This is a genomic window from Anoxybacillus dikiliensis (genome assembly GCF_050613275.1).
GTDB lineage: Bacteria > Bacillota > Bacilli > Bacillales > Anoxybacillaceae > Anoxybacillus.
In genome coordinates this window covers 540,343-562,350 of sequence record NZ_CP187112.1, presented here as the reverse complement: position 1 = coordinate 562,350, position 22,008 = coordinate 540,343, and the positions used below count along the sequence as shown (strand labels likewise).

Here is a 22,008-nt window from a genome sequence, read left to right as displayed (position 1 = left end):
GTAATCGTCTTTTTCCCTTTTTTCCATTATAACAATCCATTAAACTAAAAACAGTTTGCAAGTCGGAAATCGTAAAGGAGTTGTCTTCTTTGACAAAAAAACTTTCTTTATTTGCGCTTACTTGGCCGATTTTTATTGAATTGACGCTTCATATGTTAACGGGCAACGCCGATACGTTTATGCTTAGCCAATACGCAGATGAAGCGGTTGCTGCGGTCGGGGTAGCGAATCAGCTGTTGTTTATGGTCGTTGTTATGTTTGGGTTTATCGCAACAGGAACATCGATTTTAATTGCACAATATGCTGGGGCAAATGATGAAAAAACAGCTTCCTACATCGGAGCTGTTTCCATTTGGGCAAATATGCTATTTGGCGTCATGTTAAGCATCGCGCTTGTTGTCGGAAGCGAATGGCTCCTTCAGCTCATGAACGTTCCGTCCGAACTCATGGCTGATGCGCGCGCCTACTTGCGCATCGTCGGCGGTTTTTCATTTGTGCAAGCGGTTATGATGACACTCGGCGCCATATTGCGCAGCTACGGATTTACGCGCGACATGATGAACATTACGATCGGGGTCAATATATTAAACATTATTGGAAACTATTTTGTTTTGTTCGGGCCGTTCGGCTTACCTGTATTCGGTGTCGAAGGGGTCGCTTGGTCAACGACGATCAGCCGTACCATCGGGCTTGTCGTTGGATTTTTTCTCATCATGAAACGTCTCTCGCATCCGCTCCCACTTTTAGCAAAAGAGGCGCTTTCATTTGCTTACGTCAAACAATTATTGAAAATCGGCATTCCATCTGCGGGTGAACATGTCGCTTACAATACGTCGCAGCTTGTCATTACGTATTTCATTACTCTCCTCGGCACAGAAGCGCTAACGACAAGAGTATATACACAAAACTTGATGATGTTCATTTTTTTATTTAGCGTCGCGATCGGGCAAGGGACGCAAATTATCGTCGGGCATCTCGTCGGGGCACAACGTTTTAACGAAGCGTATGCTCGCTGTTTAAAAAGTTTGCGGCTTGCCGTCATCATTTCGTTTACTGTTGCGGCGTTGTTTTCCGCCTTTTCCGATCAATTGTTTTCCATTTTCACAAGCAACAAACGGATGATTGAAACAGGCGGGACGCTCATTTTGCTTACGATGCTTCTTGAGCCCGGGCGTTCGTTTAATCTCGTCATCATTAACTCTTTACGAGCGGCCGGCGATGTAAAATTTCCCGTCTATATCGGTATCGCATCGATGTGGGGGGTGAGCGTCCCGCTCGCCTATGTTCTTGGCATTTCGTTCGATCTCGGTTTAGTCGGCGTCTGGCTTGCCTTTACAGCGGACGAATGGCTGCGCGGTTTGCTCGTCTATTGGCGCTGGAAATCAAACGTATGGCGCACAAAATCGTTCGTCAAAAAGGAAGCGACAGCTTAGCGCCGAGCAAATGGTTCGCGACATTTTGTCCGCTAATGACAACCATTGGCGACCCGCCTCCCGGGTGGGTCGTCCCACCAACAAAATATAGCCCTTTCACCCGTTTACACGCGTTGGACGGGCGCAAAAACGTATCGCGACGCCGATTTGACGCTATTCCATACAACGCCCCACGATATGCCCCAAACTGTTCTGCAATATGAAGCGGAGTGATTACTCTTTCTACTTTCGGCACAATGTTTAATCCATATGACCGAAGCCGTTCATATACGAGTTGCTTATACGCTTGTTCATCAACTTGCATACGCCCATCTTCTGTTAGTGGCGGCGCATTTACTAAAATAAATAACGATGACCCTTCTTTCGTAAATGGCGGGGCGCAAACGTATATCGTCGGCTCGTCACTATAATGTCCCGCAAACAAATGAGTAAACTCTTTCTTATAATGTTTAGCGAAAAAAACGTTATGATGCGCCAAATGATCGTACGTTTCGTCCGTTCCGACTAACATGACAAAAGCTGATATCGACGGTTCAGCACGTTGAAAAGACCGATCGCGTCCATCGACAAGCTCACGATACGCTTGCAACAAATCAGCATTCATAATCACAACGTCCGCTTCTACCTTTTCTCCATCAGCAAGCTCAACCCCGATCACTTTTCCGTTTTTGACAACGACCCGCTTGACTGCTCGATTTAGATGAAGCTGAGCCCCTGCTTTTTGTGCCAAATGGGCGAACGTTTGGGCGATCCGGGCGTTGCCGCCGTCAACGTAATATACACCATCGACCATTTCTAAATAAGCGATCATCGCAAACGTCGCCGGCGCCATATACGGCGATGAGCCGATGTACGTCGCATAACGGTCGTACGCTTGAATGACATGTTCATTCGTAAAATAACGTTGAAAAAAATGATGTAACGTTTCAAGCGGTCGCGCCTTCCATAAAGCAATCGCAAGCGACGGTGACATATAATCGACAAACGAGCGAAATATGCGCGGGAAAAAGTGCGTGTTCGCCAGCCGATACAGCCTTTCGACTTCACGTAAAAAATCGTCGTAACGCAACGCCCCGACGCGATCAATCGCCGCAAGCTGCTCTTTCATATAATCGCGATCGCTCGAAAGAAAAAACGTCGTTCCATCTTCATATACGTTTTTCGTATGGACAGACAATTTTCGAAACGTCATGTAATCTTCTGTGCGCGCCCCTGTTTGCTCAATCACATGCCGAAACACAAACGGCATCGTAATCGTATTTGGCCCAAAATCAAAATAATAGCTTCCGAGTTGCACCGGCATAAGCTTTCCACCAAAATGGCTGTTTTTCTCAAACAATTGTACGTCTACTCCACGGTGAGCAAGCGTCACCGCAGCAGACAACCCACCGAGCCCACCGCCGATAATGACCACTTTTTTCACGTATACGTTCTCCCCTTCCATTCATACCGTTTCGCTCGCATCGACGCATACATTAACATAATAAATGCAAGCGCGCTCACCGGCATCCAATAACATGTTGAAATCGATCGCTCCGTTTTCCATTCCACGTACGCCTTTTGCGCAATAATAATCGCAAGCGGCAGGGCGTACGCTGCCCCGTACACGAGCGACAACGGAGCGAGCGCAAGCGGTGCAACGTAAAATGTTCCGTAAAACATCGTAAGTAACATGACAAAAAAAGGGGAGCGATTTAATCCGATATACACATTTTTTAAAAAACCTGCCCATACTTCTTGATTCGTTTCGTACATATAACAAACGACATCAGTGCTTACGTTCGCGACGATGACACGATGCCGATGCGCTTTCATTTTGCGCGCAATCATGACATCCTCGACGAGCTCGTGTTTTACTGCTGCATGTCCCCCGATTTCTTCGTATGCCGCTCGCTCAAAAAATAAACATGCACCATGCGCAGCAGTTGCTGAGCGCATCATCGTATAGTTCGCTAAAACAAGCGGCAAATGAAATAAAATAAAAAAATGTTGCAACGGAACGAGCCATTTTCCAACAAGCGGAAGCGACCGCGGATGAAACGACGGAAAACCAGTAACAAGTTTTGCATCATATGTCGCGGCGACCGTTAACAATTTTTCAATGACCGTTGGCTTTAACTCAACATCCGCATCAATAAAAAACAAATATGCTCCGTTTGCTTGCTGGGCGAGTTGATGACACGCATGCACCTTTCCTGCCCAGCCGTCAGGAAGCGCCTTTCCTTGTAAAAGCGTAAAACGATCGTCCCCTTTCGTTTCTTTCTGTAATAACTCATACGTTCGATCCGTTGACTGATCGTCAAGAAGGAGAAACTCCATCGGTTCGTATGTCAGCTGTTTTAGCGAGCGAATGAGACGCTTTACATTCCGCTCTTCATTGCGCAACGGAACAAGCACGCTCACAAGCGGGCGCTTCGTGAACAGCGGACGTTTCGGAAGGGAGACAAGAAACAAAGAGTTGACAACCGTCCAAATGAAAAAACATGCCAAAATGACGCTCATAACTTTCCTCCATCCCAACAGTGAAACGATTGAAGCTGTTCAGCGATGACTAGACGCCTAACATCATCGAGTTGCGAAGTACAAATACGTTCGAGCTCAATCGTTTTTTCTTTTCGATTGCTCCCTGGGACGTCACAAATACGTAACGGCTCGCCAATATGAATAAACCATTCCGGTTTGCGATGATGACGAAAACTATGGTAAAACGCAAGCGGCACAATCGGCACGTTCGCCCGTTCCGCTACATATACAGCGCCTGTGAAAAACTGAAGCGGGCGCTTTTCAATATGTTGTTCTTCCCCTTGCGGAAACATCCAAACGCTTTTTCCGTCGTGCAACAATGACACAGCATAGTCGAGCGACATCATCATCTCTTTTCGTTTCGCACGATTTACCGAAAAGCCGCCGAGCTTTCGGAAAAATGGATATTGTTTTAGCCCTTCTTCTGACATCATCGCATAACTATTTTGTTGGAAAACAAAACGACTTAATTGAAATGCGATGAGCCCGTCCCACCATGAACTATGATTTGCCACATATAACGCAGGCGTTCGTACGACATGTCCCCGTACGTACAATCGATGAAACGATGTACGCAACAACCATGTGTTGTAAAGCGAAAACATCCATTCAAATGCGCGGCTTTTTTTCGCCTCAATCATGTTGATCGTCTCCATTTCCAAAAAATAACCGACGTCAGCAATAGACCGAGAAAGAAAGCGGCATATAACCGTTCCATGAACGCGAGAAATAAAAACATCGCTTCAAGAAGGAAAAAAAGAGAAATGGCTCGCCTCTCGGAGCTTGCCTTGCGCGCTGGAAAAATAAAAAGCGTAAAATGAATGACAAACGCCACAACAAACCAGCCGACAAAATTTTGGAGCGGAACGTCGTAATAAATGCTCGTTCCTTCCCAAATCCAATACTGTTTCGCCACATATGCTACCGGGTCAATCGCTAAATCTAATACGACTGCCAATACCGCACCGACAACAGCAGAAAATAGCGGGCGCTTTGTTGAAACGAAACGTAATGCGAGCGCATGCGTACAACCGATGACCGCGAGCCAAGCAAAACCGATTGCAATTGGCACCCCAAACACCGTCATTCCAAATTGATTCGTATAATCATATGAACCGAAAATGAGACTATACGTTGCTCCGACGTATTCGACCGCCATCGTACCGATGAAAATAGCAACCGTTGCGATGACGCCACGTCGACCGTATGCTTCGATTAAAAAACAGGCGCCAATCACCCCAGCAAGCATTAAAAACACAACATTGGCCCACTCTAACCATGGCGGAAGAAGACGAAAACCGACGAGTACAATTCCGCATGCATACCAAATGAGAAAGAGGCGGTATAAACGATCACCCCACTTCAACGTTTTCGCCTCCCATTTGTTGCAGTAACGCTTTTTTTCGTTCTTCCGACACGAATGCCCGCTTCGTAAATACGTCATATTGTTGTTCACGAACAACATGTAAAATGCTTTTATACATAAGCGCCGCTCCTTTTACGGCAAAACGGGAAGATAATGGATAAAGAGAAAACGTTTTTTCCGCATCCGCATATCTGTTTTCCGCCTCTTGTGCGATATGCTCCCATAAATCAATAAATGAGTTCGTAACTTGACCAAAAGCGATCTGTTGTTCGCTCACTCCATACATATTCATCCATTCGCGCGGCAAATACACGCGACCGCGCATCATATCTTCGCCGACATCGCGTAAAATATTCGTTAATTGCATCGCTTCCCCAAGCGCAATCGCCCCTTCTTTTAACTGCTCGCGGCGATGCGGGGCTAAAATCGGCAATAACATTAACCCTACTGTACTTGCCACACAATAACAATAGTGAAGCAACTGTGCAAACGTATCATAACGATGAACGGTTAAATCCATTTTTTGACCTTCAATCATATGCCAAAACGGTTCAACGTCCATGTCATAGCGCGAAAAGACATCGCGAAGAGCCACCCACATAAAGTCATTCTCTGTATGCCCCGCTACAAACGCCGCCCATTGTTTTTCAAATTGTTGTAGCTGTTCATCTGGTCGTTCGCCTTCATCTACGATGTCGTCGACGCGGCGACAAAACGCATAAATTGCCCAAATCGCTTGACGATCATCATACGGAAGGAGAGAAAACGCCCGATAAAACGTTTTAGAATGATGGGCCGTCACCGCCTCGCATTGTGCGTATGCTTGCTTTATATTCACTCGTATTCACTCCAATCACGAAGTAATTGTTCCGTACATAATTGAGCCCCTTGCATGACAACCGGCACCCCGCCACCTGGATGAACAGATGCTCCAACACGATACACATTTTCATAACGCGCGGACTTCACTTGTGGACGAAATGGACCCGATTGAAATAACGTCGGTGCGATCCCAAACATCCCGCCATCATATAATCCTTCTTTTTGCGCATCAAGCGGCGTGCGAACATGCATCCATTCCATTGCCTCCTTCAAGTTCGGAAACGCTCGTTTCTCCACTTCATCAACGATGTGAGAAATCCAATGTTGTTGTGTTGTCCAATCAATATGGCGTCCGGCTGGCACAGGAATTAATACGTACAACACACTTTTCCCTTCAGGCGCTAACGAACGATCGATTGCTGACGGATAAAACGTATAAAATGACGGGTCTTTCGGAACAACTTTTCGAACAAAGACATCATCCATATGTTGTTTGAAATCAGGAGGTAAAAAAAATTGATGAATCGGTGCATCATACGTTCGCCCGAGTCCGATATAAAGCAACACGCAACTCGATGAAGGGGTCCACGTTCGTTTTTTCGTCATCATCGTCGGTTCATCTGTATTCATTATAAAGGCATCGAAACGGTGCATCTCTCCTTGCGCATAAAGCGCTTCTATTTTCGAGCCTTTCACTTCATACCGCTCTACTTCCGTTTGCAATCGAACGGTTACTCCTGCTTCTTCTAGCTTTCTCGTAAGCAAAGAAACGAGGCTTGCATATCCACCTTTCACATAATACACCCCGTGTGCATGCTCGCTAAACGAAACGAGCGAATAAAGCGATGGGGTCGTATATGGATTGCCGCCAATATATAACGTCTGCAACGAATAAGCAAGCTGCAACCGTTCATCGTGAAAATAACGGCTCATGATCGTTTTCACAGATTGATAGGCGCGCATACGAGAAAAAAGTGATATCGTCTCTTTCGTGAAAAACGTTTGTTTCTTTATAAATGACTTCGTTAAAATGAGCTCATCACCTTTAGTAAAATATTCCCTCATCTCATCCATAAAACGTTGAAATCCTTTTTCCTCCCCAGGAAACAGACGAGCAATTTCTTCCCTTTGTCTTTCCTCATCCGCATATTTTGTATACGATATGCCGTCTGCAAAATGAATCGTATACATCGGATCACATCGAACGAGCTCGTATTCATCGTCTGTTACGCCAACGTTGGAAAGAAAGGCACGCAATTTTTCTGGCAACAATACGATCGTTGGGCCGGCGTCGATGCGAAATCCATTTCGCTCAATAAACGAAAGACGCCCACCAAGCCGATCATTTTTCTCAAACAACGTCACATGCACCCCGCGCTTCGCGAGCGATAACGCCGTCATCATGCCTCCAACTCCACCGCCGACAATCGCGATCCTCATCATGCTTCCCTCCGTTTCGGCAGAGCGCCAACAGGAATAAGCGGCTGACGATCAGCTTGCAGTATGCCGTTTGCTGTAATACGGGCGGATTCAAAAATAGTTGGTAAACCGCTTCCCGGATGCGTCCCACCACCGACAAGCCAACAATGGTGTAATTCTTCAAATTCGTTATGCGGACGAAATACCATCATTTGCGACAGCTGATGGCCTAAATTAAACGTCGCTCCTTCATAAACGAATACATCGTTTTCCCAATCATGCGGCGTGATGATTTTTTCGCATTCAATATGTTGTTCTATATGTTTCCATCCTAATTTTTTACATAGCGTATCCCATAGTTTTTGGCGAAACGGTCCTTTCTCCTTTTCCCAATCAATCCCGCTCGTATTGTTTGGCACAGGCGCTAAAATGTAAAGCGCACTTTTTCCTTTCGGCGCAACGGTCGGATCAGTAACGACTGCATTTTGAACATAAATGGATGGGTCATGCGGAACGATTTTTTCTTTCGTAATTTCATCAACGTTTCTCTTGTAATCGTCTGCAAATATAATCGTATGATGGGCAAGATCAACCGGTTTGTTTATCCCGACGTACATCATAAACGTCGAACATGAATATTTCTTTTTTTGCAATTTTTCTTTGCGATATTTTTTTAATACACCGTCATCGACGAGGTTCGTCATCGCATGGGCAAAATCAGCATTAATAATCACTTCATCAGCCGCCACTTTTTCACCATTTTCTAATATGACCCCTTTCACAGTCGTGCCGTCAAGCCAAAGCTTTCGCACTCCTGTATTCACATGCACGCTTCCTCCATATTCTTCAACGATGCGCGCCATCGCTTTTGGAATTTCATTTAACCCGCCGATGACGTGATAAATGCCGTATGCATGCTCCATGTAAGATAAAATGGAAAACGCACCTGGACATTCCCACGGGGACATGCCTAAATATTTCGCTTGAAACGTAAATGCTAACCGAAGGCGCTCATCATTAAAATATCGGCTTAATATGTCGTATAGCGATTGTGACAACGTCAGCTGCGGCAATGCTTTCAATACGGTCGGACGCAAATAGTGGTACAGTCGGTCCATTTTACTTTGTAAAATCGGGGCGAGCGCCTGCAACTTCCGCTCGTTTTCATTCATAAACCGATCATAACCGTCTTCGTTCCCAGGAAATTGTGCCGCAATTTGTTCTTTCATTTTCTTCCGATTCATCGTCATCGCTAACTTTACATCATTAAAAACGAGTTCGTACATCGGATCTAATTCGACAAGTTGGACATAGTCATGTATGTTTCTTCCTGCTGCTGTAAATAACTCTTCAATAATATGAGGCATACTTAAAAACGTCGGACCGATATCAAAACGGTACTCACCAAGATCGAATCGTCCATTCCTTCCTCCTACGTACGGTTGTTTTTCAAATACAGACACATCATATCCTTTCGCAGCAAGCAACATCGCGGCAGCAAGCCCACCAGGTCCCGCTCCGACGACAACGATTTTTTTCACACTACCCACTCCTATTGAACAAAAGTTATACAAACATTATACAAGATAAAACGGAAACAGGAAAGAAAAAAGACAGCCGTTTTTTAGCTGTCTGTTAACTGAATGTGATAATGCTCAAACCATTCGTGAAATTGAATGAAATACGCTAACAGCTGCGGGCCGGACATCAGTTGACCGAACCATGGAATGCGAAACGACTGTCCTTTCGTTTCCACTAATTCCTTTAACTTCTTTCGATCAAACAATTCATATAAAACGGACGAACGACTCATTAAAATCGTCTCTAGCCGTCCAGCCACGATGTCCGTATAACGTGGATGATGTGTTTTCGGATACGGACTTTTTTTCCGATACAATACGTCATTTGGTAAAATGCCTTCAAACGCTTTGCGCAAAATTCCTTTTTCACGATTGTTGTGCATTTTCATCTCCCACGGAATGTTCCATACATACTCAACGAGGCGATGGTCAGCAAACGGCACGCGCACTTCTAAACTTGCCGCCATGCTCATTCGGTCTTTTCGATCTAACAACGTCGTCATAAACCAAATCATATTTAAATAAAACAGTTCCCGCCGGCGCGCTTCTTCCGCACTTTCTCCGTCTGCGTGAGGAACTTCACGAAGCGTTTCTTTATAACGCATATCGGCATACTCATGAAGCGGCAGTTTTTCGCGCCACGTTTCATTGAGAAGATCGAACCGCTCATCTAACGACCGCATCCACGGAAATCCGTCTCGCTCCAAATCTTCTTTTCTATGGAACCACGGATACCCCCCAAAAATTTCGTCTGCACATTCCCCTGATAAACTAACGACAAACTGTTGCTTGATTTGACGGCAAAACCAAAGAAGCGATGAATCAATATCCGCCATCCCCGGCAAATCGCGGGCAACGACTGCCGCTTTTAAATCATCGGCTAGTTGTTGTTGGGAAATGACGCACGTATGATGGACGGTTTGAAACGCATCCGACATTTGTTTAATCCACGGTCCATCGCTATTTGGCTGGAAGGCGTTTGCTGTAAAATATCGTTCGTTTTCTTCGTAATCAATGGAATACGTATGAAGTGATCCTTTTCCTTCACGTTCAAACGCCTTCGCTGCAATCGCGGTAATGACACTCGAATCTACCCCACCCGATAAAAACGTACAAACAGGTACATCAGAAACGAGTTGTCGCGTAATCGCATCGATTAGCAACGTCCGAATATGTTCCACCGTTTCATCAAATGAATGCTCATGTGGCGCGCTTTTTACGTTCCAATATCGCCATTGACGCACGCCATCTTTCGCAACAATCATCGCATGGGCAGGTCGCAATTCATGAATGGTCCGAAACACACCATGCCCCGGTGTGCGCGACGGACCGAGCGCTAAAATTTCACATAAACTTTCGCGATCAATTTGAGCGCGGACATTTGGGTGGGCCAAAATCGCTTTTATTTCTGAAGCGAATAAAAACTCTCCTTGTTCATAGCGATAAAATAACGGTTTGACCCCTAAACGATCGCGCGCTAAAAACAGCTGCTTTCGCTCATCGTCCCACACCGCAAACGCAAAAATGCCGTTCAGATGATCGACACATTGTTCCCGCCACTCCATATATGCTGTAAGCAACACTTCCGTATCAGAGTGCCCTTGAAACGTATATCCTTTTTTCAATAACTCTCTTCGAATATCTTCTGTATTATATAGCTCCCCATTATAACAAATCGTATAACGATAACCGTTTTTCATTCGCGTCATCGGCTGTACGCCACCTGCCGGGTCAACAACAACAAGCCGCTTATGTCCAAATGCGACATGATCGTCAAGCCAAACATTTGTGTCATCGGGTCCTCTAAATGAAAGCGTATTGGCCATGTCGAGAACAACATCTCTTTCTTGGCGCAACTGACGATCAAAATGAACCCATCCGGTAATTCCACACACGTCAATCATTCCCTTCTGTTGTGAACAAGTATGAAGCATGCTTTTATTTTATGCACCGTTTATATAAATGATGAGTTGTCTATAATGGCGTACGGAAGGAATTGACACGAAGGAGGGAATAATGATGGATCGCCTCTCATCATTGCGCACACAAAAACGGGCTTACGTGTACGGTGTTGTTGAACAAGTGAACGGCGAATGGGTGTTTTTTGACGAAGACGATGAAGCACATGAGTTTACAAGTTTGCCTGAGGAGATTGAACTTTTTCGCTTCGGTCAATGGGTAAAAGGATGGCTTGGTGAAGATGGGGACGTATATGTGACAGAACGGTATACATTAAAAAACGGTGATCGTCTTCGCTACATCAAGCCGTTGTCGCACGCATACGAACAATGGCTTTCCCAGCTACCCGACCACGCGTTTTTCCATTTTATTCATTTAATTAACGAATGGAACTTTTCCGTATACGATTGTTTGTATTGTTATAACTATATGTTATTTGCTGAAAAAGGGGTGAATTTTTTAATGTTTGATAATTCAATGGATATGTGCAACGTGCAACATTATTTTGACGACAAACAACATCGATTCGAACTGACGCTGCAAACCGGAAAAAAAATCATCGGTGTCCAACTCGATCATTGAATGATAGAATTGCTCCCTTGCAACACTTGTTTTTCAAATTGTTCCGCAGGAAGAGGTTTGAAAATGGCGTACCCTTGCGCATAATGACATTTTAATCGTTTTAATAACTTCATTTGCTCAGCTGTTTCAACGCCTTCTGCGACAACATTTAAACGCAAACCATGCCCCATCGTAATAATCGATTTGACGATCGCAATGTCCGAACGATCTTTATGAAGTTGATAAATAAACGATCGGTCAATTTTCAACGTATGAATGGGCAAATGTTTTAAATAGCTAAGCGATGAATAGCCTGTGCCAAAATCATCAATCGACACATGTACCCCAAGCTGTTGAAGCTGCTTCATGACGTGAATGCTGTAATACATGTTGCGCAACATCGAACTTTCCGTTAATTCCAAATGCAAACAATGCGCAGGAAGTTTTGACTCGTTGAGCGCTTGTTGCACATCTTCAAAAAACGTTGGATGTTGAAATTGCGTCGCTGAAACATTGACAGAAACGATGAATGAATCGAAGCCGAGATCATGCCATGTTTTCGTTTGCATGCAAGCTTCAATAAGCACCCATCGCCCGAGATCATGGATCAAACCAATTTCTTCTGCAATCGGAATGAACTCAAGCGGGGAAACAAAGCCGATTTTCGGATGTTTCCAGCGCAACAACGCTTCACTACCAATAACTTTTCCTGTCATTAAGTCCATAATCGGTTGATAGACGAGAAAACATTCGTTTTTTTCAAGTGCCTTTCGCAAATATCGCTCGAGCTCAACGCGATACATCACTTGTTCGTTCATTTTTGTCGCGTACAATTTTACGCCGTTGCCGCCTGTTTGTTTCGCGCGATTCACCGCTGTATCCGCATTTTTTAACAGCGATTGGGCATCAACACCGTCCGATGGATAAAAGCTAATCCCAACGCTTGCAGTTAAAAAAAACTCTTTTTCTTCATATACAATCGGCACCGCAATATGTTGAAGCAGCTTTTTCGTCCATTCAATGACCGTTTGCACATCCGTTTGCGCTGTCAGCAATAGGCTAAACTTATCCCCACCGAAGCGACCTAAATGAGCCCCTCGGGGCAATATGTTTTTCATTCGTTCCGCGATTTGTTTTAATATTTCATCCCCACCGTAATGCCCGATCGTATCGTTCACGATTTTAAAGCGATCCATATCCACAAACAACACGGCAAGTGTTTTGCCTGTTTCTTTCGCTTGATCGATCGCTTGTTTTACGATGTTTGTAAATTTCAATCGATTCGGTAGTCCCGTATCGACATCGTGATAGGCGATATATTTCATATGCTCTTCCGCGCGCTTTTGTTCAGTAATGTCGCGACCGATGCCATAAATGCCAACCTTTTTTCCGTCGACGATAATCGGAACATTTTTAATTTGAAATAAATATACTTTTCCTGATTTCGATGGAATTTCTAAATTGTATTGTTGCACTTTCCCTTTTAACGCGCGATAAAAATAGCGGCGCACGCGCGGAATATCTTCTTTTTTAATGTAGTGAAGCGAGTTTGTATGCAAAATTTCTTCTGCCTTATACCCGAACACTCGTTCAAATGCCGGATTGACGCTTGTGAAATTGCCTTCTAAATCGGTGGAATATACAATGTCTGGATTATGTTCGAATAAAGAGCGGTAATATTGTTCCGATATCTTCATTTTTTGACGCATCTCGTCCATATCCGCTCGACAATCGTCAACAACGAGGGCACAAATGACTGCTTGTTCCGATGCATCCCCAATCATCGGAAAAAGCTGCGCTTGAGGCAAATGATGATGTACGTACTGTTCGACTTGCATCCGAAACGAAGGAGAAAGCGAAGAAACAAAAATGGTTAGCTGGTCGTACTCATATAAACGATAGTCGCTCACCCATCGTTCCCAATCCGCAAACGTGTGGCAAACCGTTTGAAATAATTTCATCCCCTTTTCCCACTCTTTCTTTCTCTTTATATTTTTAGAATTATCAATCAATTTTATTATAGCACACTTCCATATGGTAGAAAAAGATAAAAGTTGGCGAATATGCCAACTTTACGAAAGGAAAGAAAAGCCAAACGGTAGTTTAAATCCGAGATATAGCACGACCACAAACGCAACAATGAACTGAAGCCAAAGGACGTTCGTGTTTTTCCCTTTTGCCGTCCGAACGAGAATCATTTCCATCGTTCCGATCACCCATAAACCGACAATCACTTTCACGATATAAAGGAATGGAAATGAAGACATGTTATGTAAAATCCATGCCCCTGTCGCGATAATCAAAATGTAAAATAAGCGCAACAACATGTGTACCATTTTTGTTTTTTCATGTCCTTTTGCTTGAAACGAAATCGCCACGACAAATAAAATGAGCGCAACGACCCACGTTGTAATATGTGCATGTGTCATCGTCATTCTCCTTTCTCTATCCATTTCATATATGACACTATAATAGCACGTCGATCGGACAATTGAAAAAGAAAATGCTCACCTTTTCTATTTACTTTCTATATTCACTTCAAGTATGTTATATATGTGACGATCGAAATAGGAGGGATTGACGTGAAAACAGCACAAATCATCGAACTAACAGAAAAGTACGGCGCAAATAACTATCATCCACTTCCAGTCGTTTTATCGAAAGGCGAAGGTGTATGGGTAGAAGATCCAGAAGGGAATCGTTATATGGATATGTTAAGCGCTTACTCCGCGGTCAACCAAGGACATCGCCATCCGCGCATCGTACAAGCGCTTATTGAACAAGCAAATAAAATTACATTAACATCCCGAGCATTCCATAATGATCAGCTCGGTCCATGGTATGAAAAAGTCGCAAAATTAACAAAAAAAGAAATGGTTTTGCCGATGAACACAGGAGCGGAAGCGGTAGAAACAGCTGTCAAAGCGGCCCGCCGCTGGGCGTATGACGTAAAAGGCGTTCCTGCCGATCAAGCGGAAATTATCGTTTGTGAAGATAACTTCCACGGTCGGACGATGACAGCTGTATCGATGTCATCAAACCCAGAGTACAAACGTGGATTCGGCCCAATGCTCCCAGGCATTAAAGTCATTCCGTTCGGCGATGTCGAAGCGCTCAAGCAAGCCATTACACCAAATACAGCAGCGTTTATTTTTGAACCGATTCAGGGGGAAGCGGGCATTAACATTCCGCCAGAAGGATTTTTAAAAGCGGCATATGACGTATGTAAACAACATAACGTGTTATATATTGCCGACGAAATTCAATCCGGTCTTGGCCGTTCTGGTAAAATGTTTGCGTGCGATTGGGAAGAAGTCGAGCCAGATATGTACATTCTCGGTAAAGCGCTCGGTGGCGGCGTATTCCCAATTTCATGCGTTGCCGCAAACAAAGATATTCTCGGCGTATTTAATCCGGGATCGCACGGATCGACGTTCGGTGGCAATCCGCTTGCTTGCGCTGTTTCGATCGCTGCACTTGATGTAATCGTTGAGGAAAAACTGCCAGAACGCTCATTTGAGCTCGGTCAATATTTCCAAGAAAAATTACGCGAAATCAATCATCCTGACATTAAAGAAGTACGTGGACGAGGATTGTTTATCGGCGTCGAATTGCACGTACCTGCCCGTCCATACTGCGAAAAACTACAACAAGAAGGACTATTATGTAAAGAGACGCATGATACAGTCATCCGCTTCGCTCCGCCGCTCGTCATTACAAAAGAAGAGCTCGACTGGGCTATTGAAAAAGTGAAAAAAGTATTTGAACAGTAAAAAGCTGGGTCTCCCCAGCTTTTTATTTCACGACATTACGCAACGTCCCTATTTGATCAATCGTAATTTCAATCACATCCCCCGACTGTAAAAAGCGCGGTGGATTCATTCCTTTTCCAACACCAGCTGGCGTTCCTGTCGCAATGACATCCCCCGGCTCTAACGTCATCCCTTTCGACAATGTTGCAATGATCGTTGGAATGTCAAAAATAAATTGCGCGGTCGTTGCCGATTGTCTCACTTCACCATTCACTTTCGTTTCGATATGCAACGCATGCGCATCCGAAATAGCGGAACGATGAACGATCCACGGTCCCATCGGACATGACGTATCTAAACTTTTGCCAAGCAAATATTGTTTATGCCTTTCTTGTAAATCACGCGCAGTCACATCGTTTACAATCGTATAACCAAACACATAATCAAGCGCCTGTTCTTTCGGAATCGCTTTTCCTTTTTTTCCAATCACAATCGCAAGTTCTCCTTCATAATCTAGCTGATCGGTCACATCCGCATGGCGTAAAATCGGTGCCTCATGTCCGATCACTGTCGTTGGCGCTTTTGAAAATACGATCATATTTTCCCGATCAGCCTCACTCCCCATTTCTTGCGCATGATCGGCATAATTTTTTCCGATACAAAAAATATTTTTTGTCGGACGTGGAATCGGCGCAAGCAACTGCACATCGTGAAGTTCATACGTCCACTCTGGCTGTACGCGCTCAAGCACACGTTGCACTTTTTCAATGAACGATTCACCAAGTTCCACGCATTCGATCATCGTATTCGGTATCGTTTCATCCGCTTTCGATAAATGAACGACCTTTTGCCCGTGTACAACCCCGACAAACACATCTGATCGTGCGTATGCTGTCACAAATTTCATCCCTTCATCCCCTCTTTCGTATGATCGAGCATCATTATTTTCTCTTTTTCACGTGTAAACTCCTTTGTAAAAAAATTATTTTTCATCATATTATACTATTTCCTTTTTCTTCAGAATATGTATAATAGTTTATACACACAGTCATTTACAGACTGTTAACGAAAATGAAAAATGTTGGTGAATTTTATGTCTCTTTCCCTCATCGAAAAGAAAAGACGACAATTAATTGAATTGGCGCAAATGTACGGTTTTTCTGCGAAAGAAACGATCCAATGCAGTCAAGAGCTCGATGAATTGTTAAACAAACATTTAAAAGAAGCCGTGCTTTTCCATAAAGAAAAAGAGGACAAGCCTTGTACGACATGACCTGTTCATGTCGTTTTCTTTTGTCCATACGTCATCCATCGCCACATACGCTCCAGCGGGCCGATCGTATGTTTTTTGAACCACCAATGGCTCCATACGACTTGAATGACATACACGATACATGCGACAGCGAGCGCTTGTTTCGGTGCTACTTTTCCATACCATCCGAAGCCATATGAATAAAACAATGTCGTACAAATGATCGATTGCATCACATAATTCGTCAACGCCATTTTGCCGACAGGAGCAAAAACATGGACGACTTGCGATGCCATAAGAGAAAACGCAGTAAAATAAAACAAAGCAAGCGCAGGTCCCCCAATCATATCTTGCGCATACTCGTTTACAATATTTTTTTGTACATACGGCAATAATTTAAAAACGATGCCAACGAGCAATGAACCGATACACCACTTTTGTATCGTTGCACGATGCGTTTTTACGTCATGAAACCATTTTTCTTTTGCGATATATGCTCCAAATAAAAAAAACGGCAAAATCGTTAAAATAAAAATGAATGCTTGTGTAAAAGAATTGACGTATAGCCAATCAGCTACCCGTTGCATAAAAACTTGTTCCCACGTGCCTTGTTGATAATTGGCGATCGCCTGCTTTGCGAGCGCCGGCTCTGAAAAATCGACATCGCCATATTGTTTCCACATCACCCACATCAAAATCGTTGAAACGCCAGCCCAACCGCCCCAAAGCGAAAGCGCAAAGCGCCGCAACGTTTTTGCGCTTGCCTGAAAAAACGGAAAAAGAAACAGCCCAACGATCGCATAACCGATTAAAATATCGCCATGCCAAATGAAAAACGCATGAAACATCCCAAATAACAACAACGCAAACAAGCGGCGTAAAAAAGTGATCCGGAATTTCTCGCCACTTTTGTCGAGCATGATCCATGCTCCCCAGCCGAACAACATCGAAAAAAGCGGATAAAAGCTCGCTTGCGCAAATATATCAACAAATGCAAGCAGGAAGCGATCAAGCCCATCTTTCGCAAACACCGTGGCATCAACATACAGCGTCGGCAGTGAAAAATCAAGAACGTTCACAAGCAAAATGCCAAACAACGCAAAACCTCGCACCGCATCAATCATTGAAATACGCATCATCTTCCTCCTTTTCCATTTCAGCGTAAAAGAAAAAAAGCCGACTGTCAATGGACAGCGGCTCTTTCCTATTAATTGACGTACCGTCCCGTCTTGCCAAGCGATTGCCAATATTCGTTGCGCAAATGTACTTTTTGTATTTTTCCTGATGCGGTTTTTGGCAATTCTTGAACGAATGTGACGCCGGTAATGGCTTTAAAATGGGCAAGTTTTTCACGTGAAAAGGCAATCAACTCTTGTTCTGTCACTTCTTTTCCTGGACGGACGACGACGAACGCATGCGGGGTTTCGCCCCATTTTTCATGCGGAACAGCAATCACTGCCGCCTCTAACACTGCTGGATGCTCGTACAACACCCCTTCTACTTCAATCGATGAAATGTTTTCCCCACCGCTAATAATAATATCTTTTTTCCGATCAACGATGTCGATGTTGCCATATGCATCGACAGTCGCCATATCTCCTGTATGGAGCCAGCCGTTACGAATCGTTTCCATTGTCGCTTCTGGATTTTTCCAATATCCTGCCATTACGCCGTTGCTTCGCACAATGACTTCCCCGATCGACTTTCCGTCGCGCGGCACTTCTTCCCCGTGCTCATTGACGACTTTTACTTCACAGCCAATCATTGCATAACCTGCTTTCGCTTTCATGCGATATTGATCGCTAAGCGGCAAATGTTGCAAATGTGAACGGACGGTAGAAACAGTGCTTAATGGCGATGATTCCGTCATGCCGTATACTTGAATAAACTCCCAGCCTAATTCTTTTTCAACACGCGTGACAAATGCTGGCGGAGGAGCAGAACCTGCAATGACGACACGCACATCATGCTCAATTGTCGGCACATGTTGCTCATAATATTGCAACAACGTATTTAACACCGTTGGCGCCATATGCATGACGGTCACTTTATATTTATTGACGTACTCGAAAATGACTTGAGGAATCGCTTTACGCAAGCAAACGTGCGTCGCTCCGTTCGCTGTATAGTAAAACGGCGCCCCCCATCCGTTTACGTGGAACATCGGCAAAATATGCAAATATACATCCCGATCCGACACGCGCAAATGATGCATCGTACTTAACGCATGCAAATAGTTGTTGCGATGTGTCAACATTACCCCTTTTGGATTTCCCGTCGTTCCGCTCGTATATAACAAACTACATACGTCGTTTTCATCGATGTCTGGACGTTCAAACGGTGACGACGAATATTGTGCAAGCCATGTATCGTAAGCGATTTCATCAATGTCGTCCGTTTTGCCGTGCACAATGATATACTCAACTGTTTGCAATTCGTTTTTGACTGGCGCAATTAAATGATACAACTCCGCATCAACAAACAACACTTTACTTTCGCTATGGTTTAAAATAAATACGTAATCGTCTGGCTTTAAACGAATGTTTAACGGGACCATGATTGCCCCTGTTTGAAACACCCCATAAAACCCTTCAAGCATTTCTAACGTATTTGGGGCTAAATAAGCGACACGATCTCCTTTTTTCACTCCTATATCGCTTAATCCGTGCGACAATTGGTTCACACGTTCATACAGCTCGCGATACGTCAACGATTTTTCTTCGCTAATGACGCCGACTTTATCCCCATAAAGCGACACGGCGCGATCTAAAAAATGAGTTAACAGTAATGGTACATTCATCCCCAATCCCCCTCGTTTTTTATCTAAAAATTATAATTTTTCAGAAATATTATAACATATCTTTCTTTTTGTGGGGCACATTTCTTTCGTTGTTTTCATATGATTGGATAAGGGAAAAAATGAAGGAAAGGACGATGGCCATGCCTTCCTATATTGCAGGTCCGATTAAAATTACGAACGTCAGTAGCGACGCGACCGTCAATTTCGGCGATACGTTGCAAATTGCGCCAAAAAGTTCATCTAAATCGCTCGCGGGCGCTGGTGGCGGAAATACAGGAGACTTTTTACAAACGAACACGTTCATCAGCTTTACAAATACAATCGATCCAGATATCGCCGATGGCAACGTAAAAAGCAAGGGATAGCCGATGCCTGCCATTGTTGGAGCAGTCCAAATTAACAGCATCGGAAGCGGCGGCGTGTTTCATATCGGCGATGTATTTGCGATCTCTCCATACAGCGTAGCGAAAACGTTTGCTGGCGCTGGTTCATTTAATACAGGAGACGGCTTGCACATTTATAACCAATATAGCAACACGAATACGAACGACCGTGATATTGCCGATAGCAATATTACAGGAAACGCCTAGCGGGGTGGAAGAATGAACTTTTATATTCAACAAACGATTTCCATTCATCAATTAAAAATCGGCTCGCTCACGAACTCATCTGTCCTTCAAATCGGAACGACCGGAAAGGTACAACCGCTCGCCACATTAAGCAATACGGGACAATTTACCGAACCCGCTCCGGAAGCAAAAATCAATATTCAAGGGGAAGAAGGACCGTTCGTCCCGCTTCAATCGCCTGTATAAAACAGTGCTACTTCTTTTGGCTTAGCCATAGACTAGAAAATAAAAGAGCCGAAAAAGAAGGAGGCAGCACGCATGTGGCACGATTATTTTAAACAGCTCGAAGCATATTTAAAATGGCAACAACAAAAAATGCAATCGCTTGAACAAGCGATACATGACTTACAACAACAATATGAACAGTTAAAAAAAAAGCCGCGCACAACGATTGAAAAAATTGAATATCATTTTGATCAACTAAAAGTGGAAACGTTAGAAGGAACGTTGAATATCGGTCTAAATCCCGCAACGTTCAACGAAGATACAATTGAAGACTTTGCCGTTCCAAAGAGCACAACGATCATTCCACAACCAACACCGCTCTTTCGCAACATTCAAACGGCCGTTCATTCATATTTACAAGAAGAAGGGGAACAAATCATCGCGCGCGTCGAACAAATGTATGGACGGTCGCTTGACCCAACATATCGCCAATTTATATTGCAAGATATTGCTCGGCAAATTGATGATCGCATTCATTTTTATTTAAGACAGTATGGGGAAAGCGAAACAGAAAACGAACAGTTACAACAAAACATTATCGCTTATTTAAAACGAGATATTGAACATTCGATCGAGACATTTTTAAAACATTTGCCACGAGAGGAGACGAACGAATGAATATGACAGTTGTGAATCATCATTTATCGGTTGGTCATATCGCCATCGGGGGAGTGGCGAGCGCCTCGCTCGTTTTAATTGGCGATAGCGAAACGATTCAACTCGCTTCCGCATTCGACACACCGCCAGAATCGTTAATTATCGGTCCGTTTCCACAAAAACAAAACAATAAAAAAAATGAGGAAAAGCGATGAGCCGCCTTTCCGTCGTTCATTTACTAAGAGCAAACGCGGTCGTCTTTAGCTCCGTCGTGCAAATTGGAGACAGCCAACACATTCGTCTTTCCGGGCGGGCACTTGCCGTTCAAAGACAATTTGAATATGTCGACAGCAACGAATTTCCGCTCGCCTTTCCGATCTTTACAAAACCGATTCCGCTTCCACCTGTTGATTATGAGCACGTTTGTCGTTATACGTTGCACGATTGTCCGCTCATCGCTGTTCATTCCATTCGCATCATCGGGGTTTCTTCTACATCTGTCGTGCATGTCGGTTCCACGAAAAATGTAGAAGCGGAATCACGAGTCAAACATATTCGTCAGCTGACAGAAAGGAGAGAACAACATGCCCGCTCTCGTCGGTCCAATTAAAATTAACCTTGTCGCTAGCGGCGCCGTCATGCAAGTAGGGGATACGTTATATGTGTCACCAAAAGTCACATCTAAAACGTTCGCCGGTTCTGGGGCGTTTAACACCGGTAATTTTATTATCGCCAACAACGGCATTAGCTTAACAAATACGCTCGATTCGGACGTACTCGATCAAAACGTTGCCGGCAATGCTTAACGCTTTTTCCGATTTGCCTTTTTTATTTTCGGCAACCGATCGGCTGGTTGTTTTCGAATCCACCGAATAAATGACGCAATGTTCTCGTCATGTTGTAACCGCTCGATCGTATATAGCCGACTCGCTAATTCCTCATTCGTATATAACGCGTGAATTTGCTTATGGCAAGGAAGGCATAGTTTTGCCGTTTCTGTTCCGCCATACTCTCTTGGCGTTAAATGATGAGCGGTTAACACAACATCGTCCCTCCCGCAAAGTTCACATGTTCCTTTCATCGCCCGTCT

At 44.1% G+C, this 22,008-nt stretch carries 25 protein-coding genes; 11 read left to right on the top strand and 14 right to left on the bottom strand.

The features are described from left to right. The first annotated feature begins 89 nt into the window (after positions 1-89). A complete protein-coding gene (locus ACPF7I_RS03045) occupies positions 90-1,433 on the top strand; it encodes an MATE family efflux transporter (RefSeq protein ID WP_430744903.1) in 1,344 nt (447 codons plus the stop codon). On the opposite strand, the gene ACPF7I_RS03040 is transcribed toward ACPF7I_RS03045, so the two are convergent. The 8 genes from ACPF7I_RS03040 to asnB all read right to left on the bottom strand — a co-directional run bounded on the left by ACPF7I_RS03040 (position 1,411) and on the right by asnB (position 11,038). After that, positions 1,411-2,877 (bottom strand): phytoene desaturase family protein, encoded by a 1,467-nt coding sequence (locus ACPF7I_RS03040; protein ID WP_430744905.1) that lies wholly within the window; start codon positions 2,875-2,877, stop codon positions 1,411-1,413. The genes ACPF7I_RS03045 and ACPF7I_RS03040 overlap by 23 nt on opposite strands. Next, entirely contained in the window at positions 2,853-3,935 is a 1,083-nt protein-coding gene (locus tag ACPF7I_RS03035) for a glycosyltransferase (RefSeq protein ID WP_430744907.1), read from the bottom strand. Before ACPF7I_RS03035 ends, ACPF7I_RS03040 begins: the two co-directional genes overlap by 25 nt. Then, positions 3,932-4,597 carry a lysophospholipid acyltransferase family protein gene (locus ACPF7I_RS03030; RefSeq protein ID WP_430744908.1) on the bottom strand — a complete coding sequence of 222 codons (666 nt, stop codon included), beginning with the start codon at positions 4,595-4,597 and terminating at the stop codon, positions 3,932-3,934. Before ACPF7I_RS03030 ends, ACPF7I_RS03035 begins: the two co-directional genes overlap by 4 nt. After that, positions 4,594-5,322 (bottom strand): carotenoid biosynthesis protein, encoded by a 729-nt coding sequence (locus ACPF7I_RS03025; protein WP_430744910.1) that lies wholly within the window; start codon positions 5,320-5,322, stop codon positions 4,594-4,596. Before ACPF7I_RS03025 ends, ACPF7I_RS03030 begins: the two co-directional genes overlap by 4 nt. Continuing rightward, positions 5,309-6,160, bottom strand: coding sequence for a phytoene/squalene synthase family protein (locus tag ACPF7I_RS03020; RefSeq protein ID WP_430744912.1), 852 nt, complete (start codon positions 6,158-6,160; stop codon positions 5,309-5,311). The genes ACPF7I_RS03025 and ACPF7I_RS03020 overlap by 14 nt, the downstream gene beginning before the upstream one ends. Then, positions 6,157-7,584, bottom strand: coding sequence for a phytoene desaturase family protein (locus ACPF7I_RS03015; RefSeq protein WP_430745988.1), 1,428 nt, complete (start codon positions 7,582-7,584; stop codon positions 6,157-6,159). Before ACPF7I_RS03015 ends, ACPF7I_RS03020 begins: the two co-directional genes overlap by 4 nt. After that, the gene (locus ACPF7I_RS03010) at positions 7,584-9,053 is read right to left on the bottom strand and encodes a phytoene desaturase family protein (protein ID WP_430745989.1); all 1,470 of its coding nucleotides are present in this window, start codon (positions 9,051-9,053) and stop codon (positions 7,584-7,586) included. The genes ACPF7I_RS03015 and ACPF7I_RS03010 overlap by 1 nt, the downstream gene beginning before the upstream one ends. Before the next feature lie 134 nt (positions 9,054-9,187). Next, complete coding sequence (gene asnB, locus ACPF7I_RS03005; RefSeq protein ID WP_430745990.1) at positions 9,188-11,038, bottom strand: asparagine synthase (glutamine-hydrolyzing); 1,851 nt, start codon at positions 11,036-11,038, stop codon at positions 9,188-9,190. A gap of 124 nt (positions 11,039-11,162) precedes the next feature. Between asnB and ACPF7I_RS03000 the strand changes: the two genes are divergently transcribed. Then, positions 11,163-11,684: a DUF2777 family protein gene (locus ACPF7I_RS03000; RefSeq protein WP_430745991.1), complete on the top strand. Its 522-nt coding sequence runs from the start codon at positions 11,163-11,165 to the stop codon at positions 11,682-11,684. On the opposite strand, the gene ACPF7I_RS02995 is transcribed toward ACPF7I_RS03000, so the two are convergent. Together ACPF7I_RS02995 and ACPF7I_RS02990 are read right to left on the bottom strand one after the other, a co-directional pair. Next, complete coding sequence (locus tag ACPF7I_RS02995; protein WP_430744914.1) at positions 11,678-13,624, bottom strand: EAL domain-containing protein; 1,947 nt, start codon at positions 13,622-13,624, stop codon at positions 11,678-11,680. The two genes, ACPF7I_RS03000 and ACPF7I_RS02995, sit on opposite strands and share 7 nt — an antisense overlap. 111 nt (positions 13,625-13,735) lie before the next feature. Beyond that, positions 13,736-14,092 carry a YisL family protein gene (locus ACPF7I_RS02990; RefSeq protein WP_430744916.1) on the bottom strand — a complete coding sequence of 119 codons (357 nt, stop codon included), beginning with the start codon at positions 14,090-14,092 and terminating at the stop codon, positions 13,736-13,738. Between the two features lie 153 nt (positions 14,093-14,245). On the opposite strand from ACPF7I_RS02990, the gene ACPF7I_RS02985 reads away from it, so the two are divergent. Then, entirely contained in the window at positions 14,246-15,436 is a 1,191-nt protein-coding gene (locus tag ACPF7I_RS02985) for an ornithine--oxo-acid transaminase (protein WP_430744918.1), read from the top strand. Between the two features lie 22 nt (positions 15,437-15,458). Here ACPF7I_RS02985 and ACPF7I_RS02980 read toward each other — a convergent pair whose 3' ends face one another. After that, entirely contained in the window at positions 15,459-16,322 is an 864-nt protein-coding gene (locus tag ACPF7I_RS02980) for a fumarylacetoacetate hydrolase family protein (protein WP_430744919.1), read from the bottom strand. A 186-nt stretch (positions 16,323-16,508) separates the two neighbouring features. On the opposite strand from ACPF7I_RS02980, the gene ACPF7I_RS02975 reads away from it, so the two are divergent. Then, the gene (locus ACPF7I_RS02975) at positions 16,509-16,688 is read left to right on the top strand and encodes an aspartyl-phosphate phosphatase Spo0E family protein (RefSeq protein WP_035046237.1); all 180 of its coding nucleotides are present in this window, start codon (positions 16,509-16,511) and stop codon (positions 16,686-16,688) included. A gap of 5 nt (positions 16,689-16,693) precedes the next feature. Here the strand turns inward: ACPF7I_RS02975 and ACPF7I_RS02970 are convergent, their stop codons facing one another. Beyond that, positions 16,694-17,803, bottom strand: a complete 1,110-nt coding sequence (locus tag ACPF7I_RS02970; RefSeq protein WP_430745992.1) for a DUF418 domain-containing protein — start codon at positions 17,801-17,803, stop codon at positions 16,694-16,696. A gap of 71 nt (positions 17,804-17,874) precedes the next feature. Beyond that, positions 17,875-19,467, bottom strand: coding sequence for a long-chain-fatty-acid--CoA ligase (locus ACPF7I_RS02965; RefSeq protein WP_430744921.1), 1,593 nt, complete (start codon positions 19,465-19,467; stop codon positions 17,875-17,877). A gap of 140 nt (positions 19,468-19,607) precedes the next feature. Here ACPF7I_RS02965 and ACPF7I_RS02960 point away from each other — a divergent pair, with 140 nt between their 5' ends. The 7 genes from ACPF7I_RS02960 (at position 19,608) to ACPF7I_RS02930 (ending at position 21,724) form a co-directional block, all read left to right on the top strand. Continuing rightward, entirely contained in the window at positions 19,608-19,832 is a 225-nt protein-coding gene (locus tag ACPF7I_RS02960; RefSeq protein ID WP_009361956.1) for a spore germination protein, read from the top strand. A gap of 3 nt (positions 19,833-19,835) precedes the next feature. Beyond that, positions 19,836-20,057 (top strand): spore germination protein, encoded by a 222-nt coding sequence (locus ACPF7I_RS02955; RefSeq protein WP_009361957.1) that lies wholly within the window; start codon positions 19,836-19,838, stop codon positions 20,055-20,057. 12 nt (positions 20,058-20,069) lie between these two features. Next, on the top strand, positions 20,070-20,282 hold the full coding sequence (locus ACPF7I_RS02950) for a spore germination protein GerPB (RefSeq protein ID WP_035064814.1): 213 nt from the start codon (positions 20,070-20,072) through the stop codon (positions 20,280-20,282). A 72-nt stretch (positions 20,283-20,354) separates the two neighbouring features. Continuing rightward, complete coding sequence (locus tag ACPF7I_RS02945) at positions 20,355-20,939, top strand: spore germination protein GerPC (protein ID WP_430744923.1); 585 nt, start codon at positions 20,355-20,357, stop codon at positions 20,937-20,939. After that, positions 20,936-21,133, top strand: coding sequence for a hypothetical protein (locus tag ACPF7I_RS02940; protein ID WP_009361960.1), 198 nt, complete (start codon positions 20,936-20,938; stop codon positions 21,131-21,133). The genes ACPF7I_RS02945 and ACPF7I_RS02940 overlap by 4 nt, the downstream gene beginning before the upstream one ends. Further along, positions 21,130-21,528, top strand: a complete 399-nt coding sequence (locus ACPF7I_RS02935) for a spore germination protein GerPE (protein ID WP_430744924.1) — start codon at positions 21,130-21,132, stop codon at positions 21,526-21,528. The genes ACPF7I_RS02940 and ACPF7I_RS02935 overlap by 4 nt, the downstream gene beginning before the upstream one ends. Beyond that, entirely contained in the window at positions 21,503-21,724 is a 222-nt protein-coding gene (locus tag ACPF7I_RS02930) for a spore germination protein (RefSeq protein WP_430744925.1), read from the top strand. The genes ACPF7I_RS02935 and ACPF7I_RS02930 overlap by 26 nt, the downstream gene beginning before the upstream one ends. Here ACPF7I_RS02930 and ACPF7I_RS02925 read toward each other — a convergent pair. After that, positions 21,721-21,999, bottom strand: coding sequence for an HNH endonuclease (locus ACPF7I_RS02925; protein WP_430744926.1), 279 nt, complete (start codon positions 21,997-21,999; stop codon positions 21,721-21,723). The two genes, ACPF7I_RS02930 and ACPF7I_RS02925, sit on opposite strands and share 4 nt — an antisense overlap. Positions 22,000-22,008: the final 9 nt, after the last annotated feature.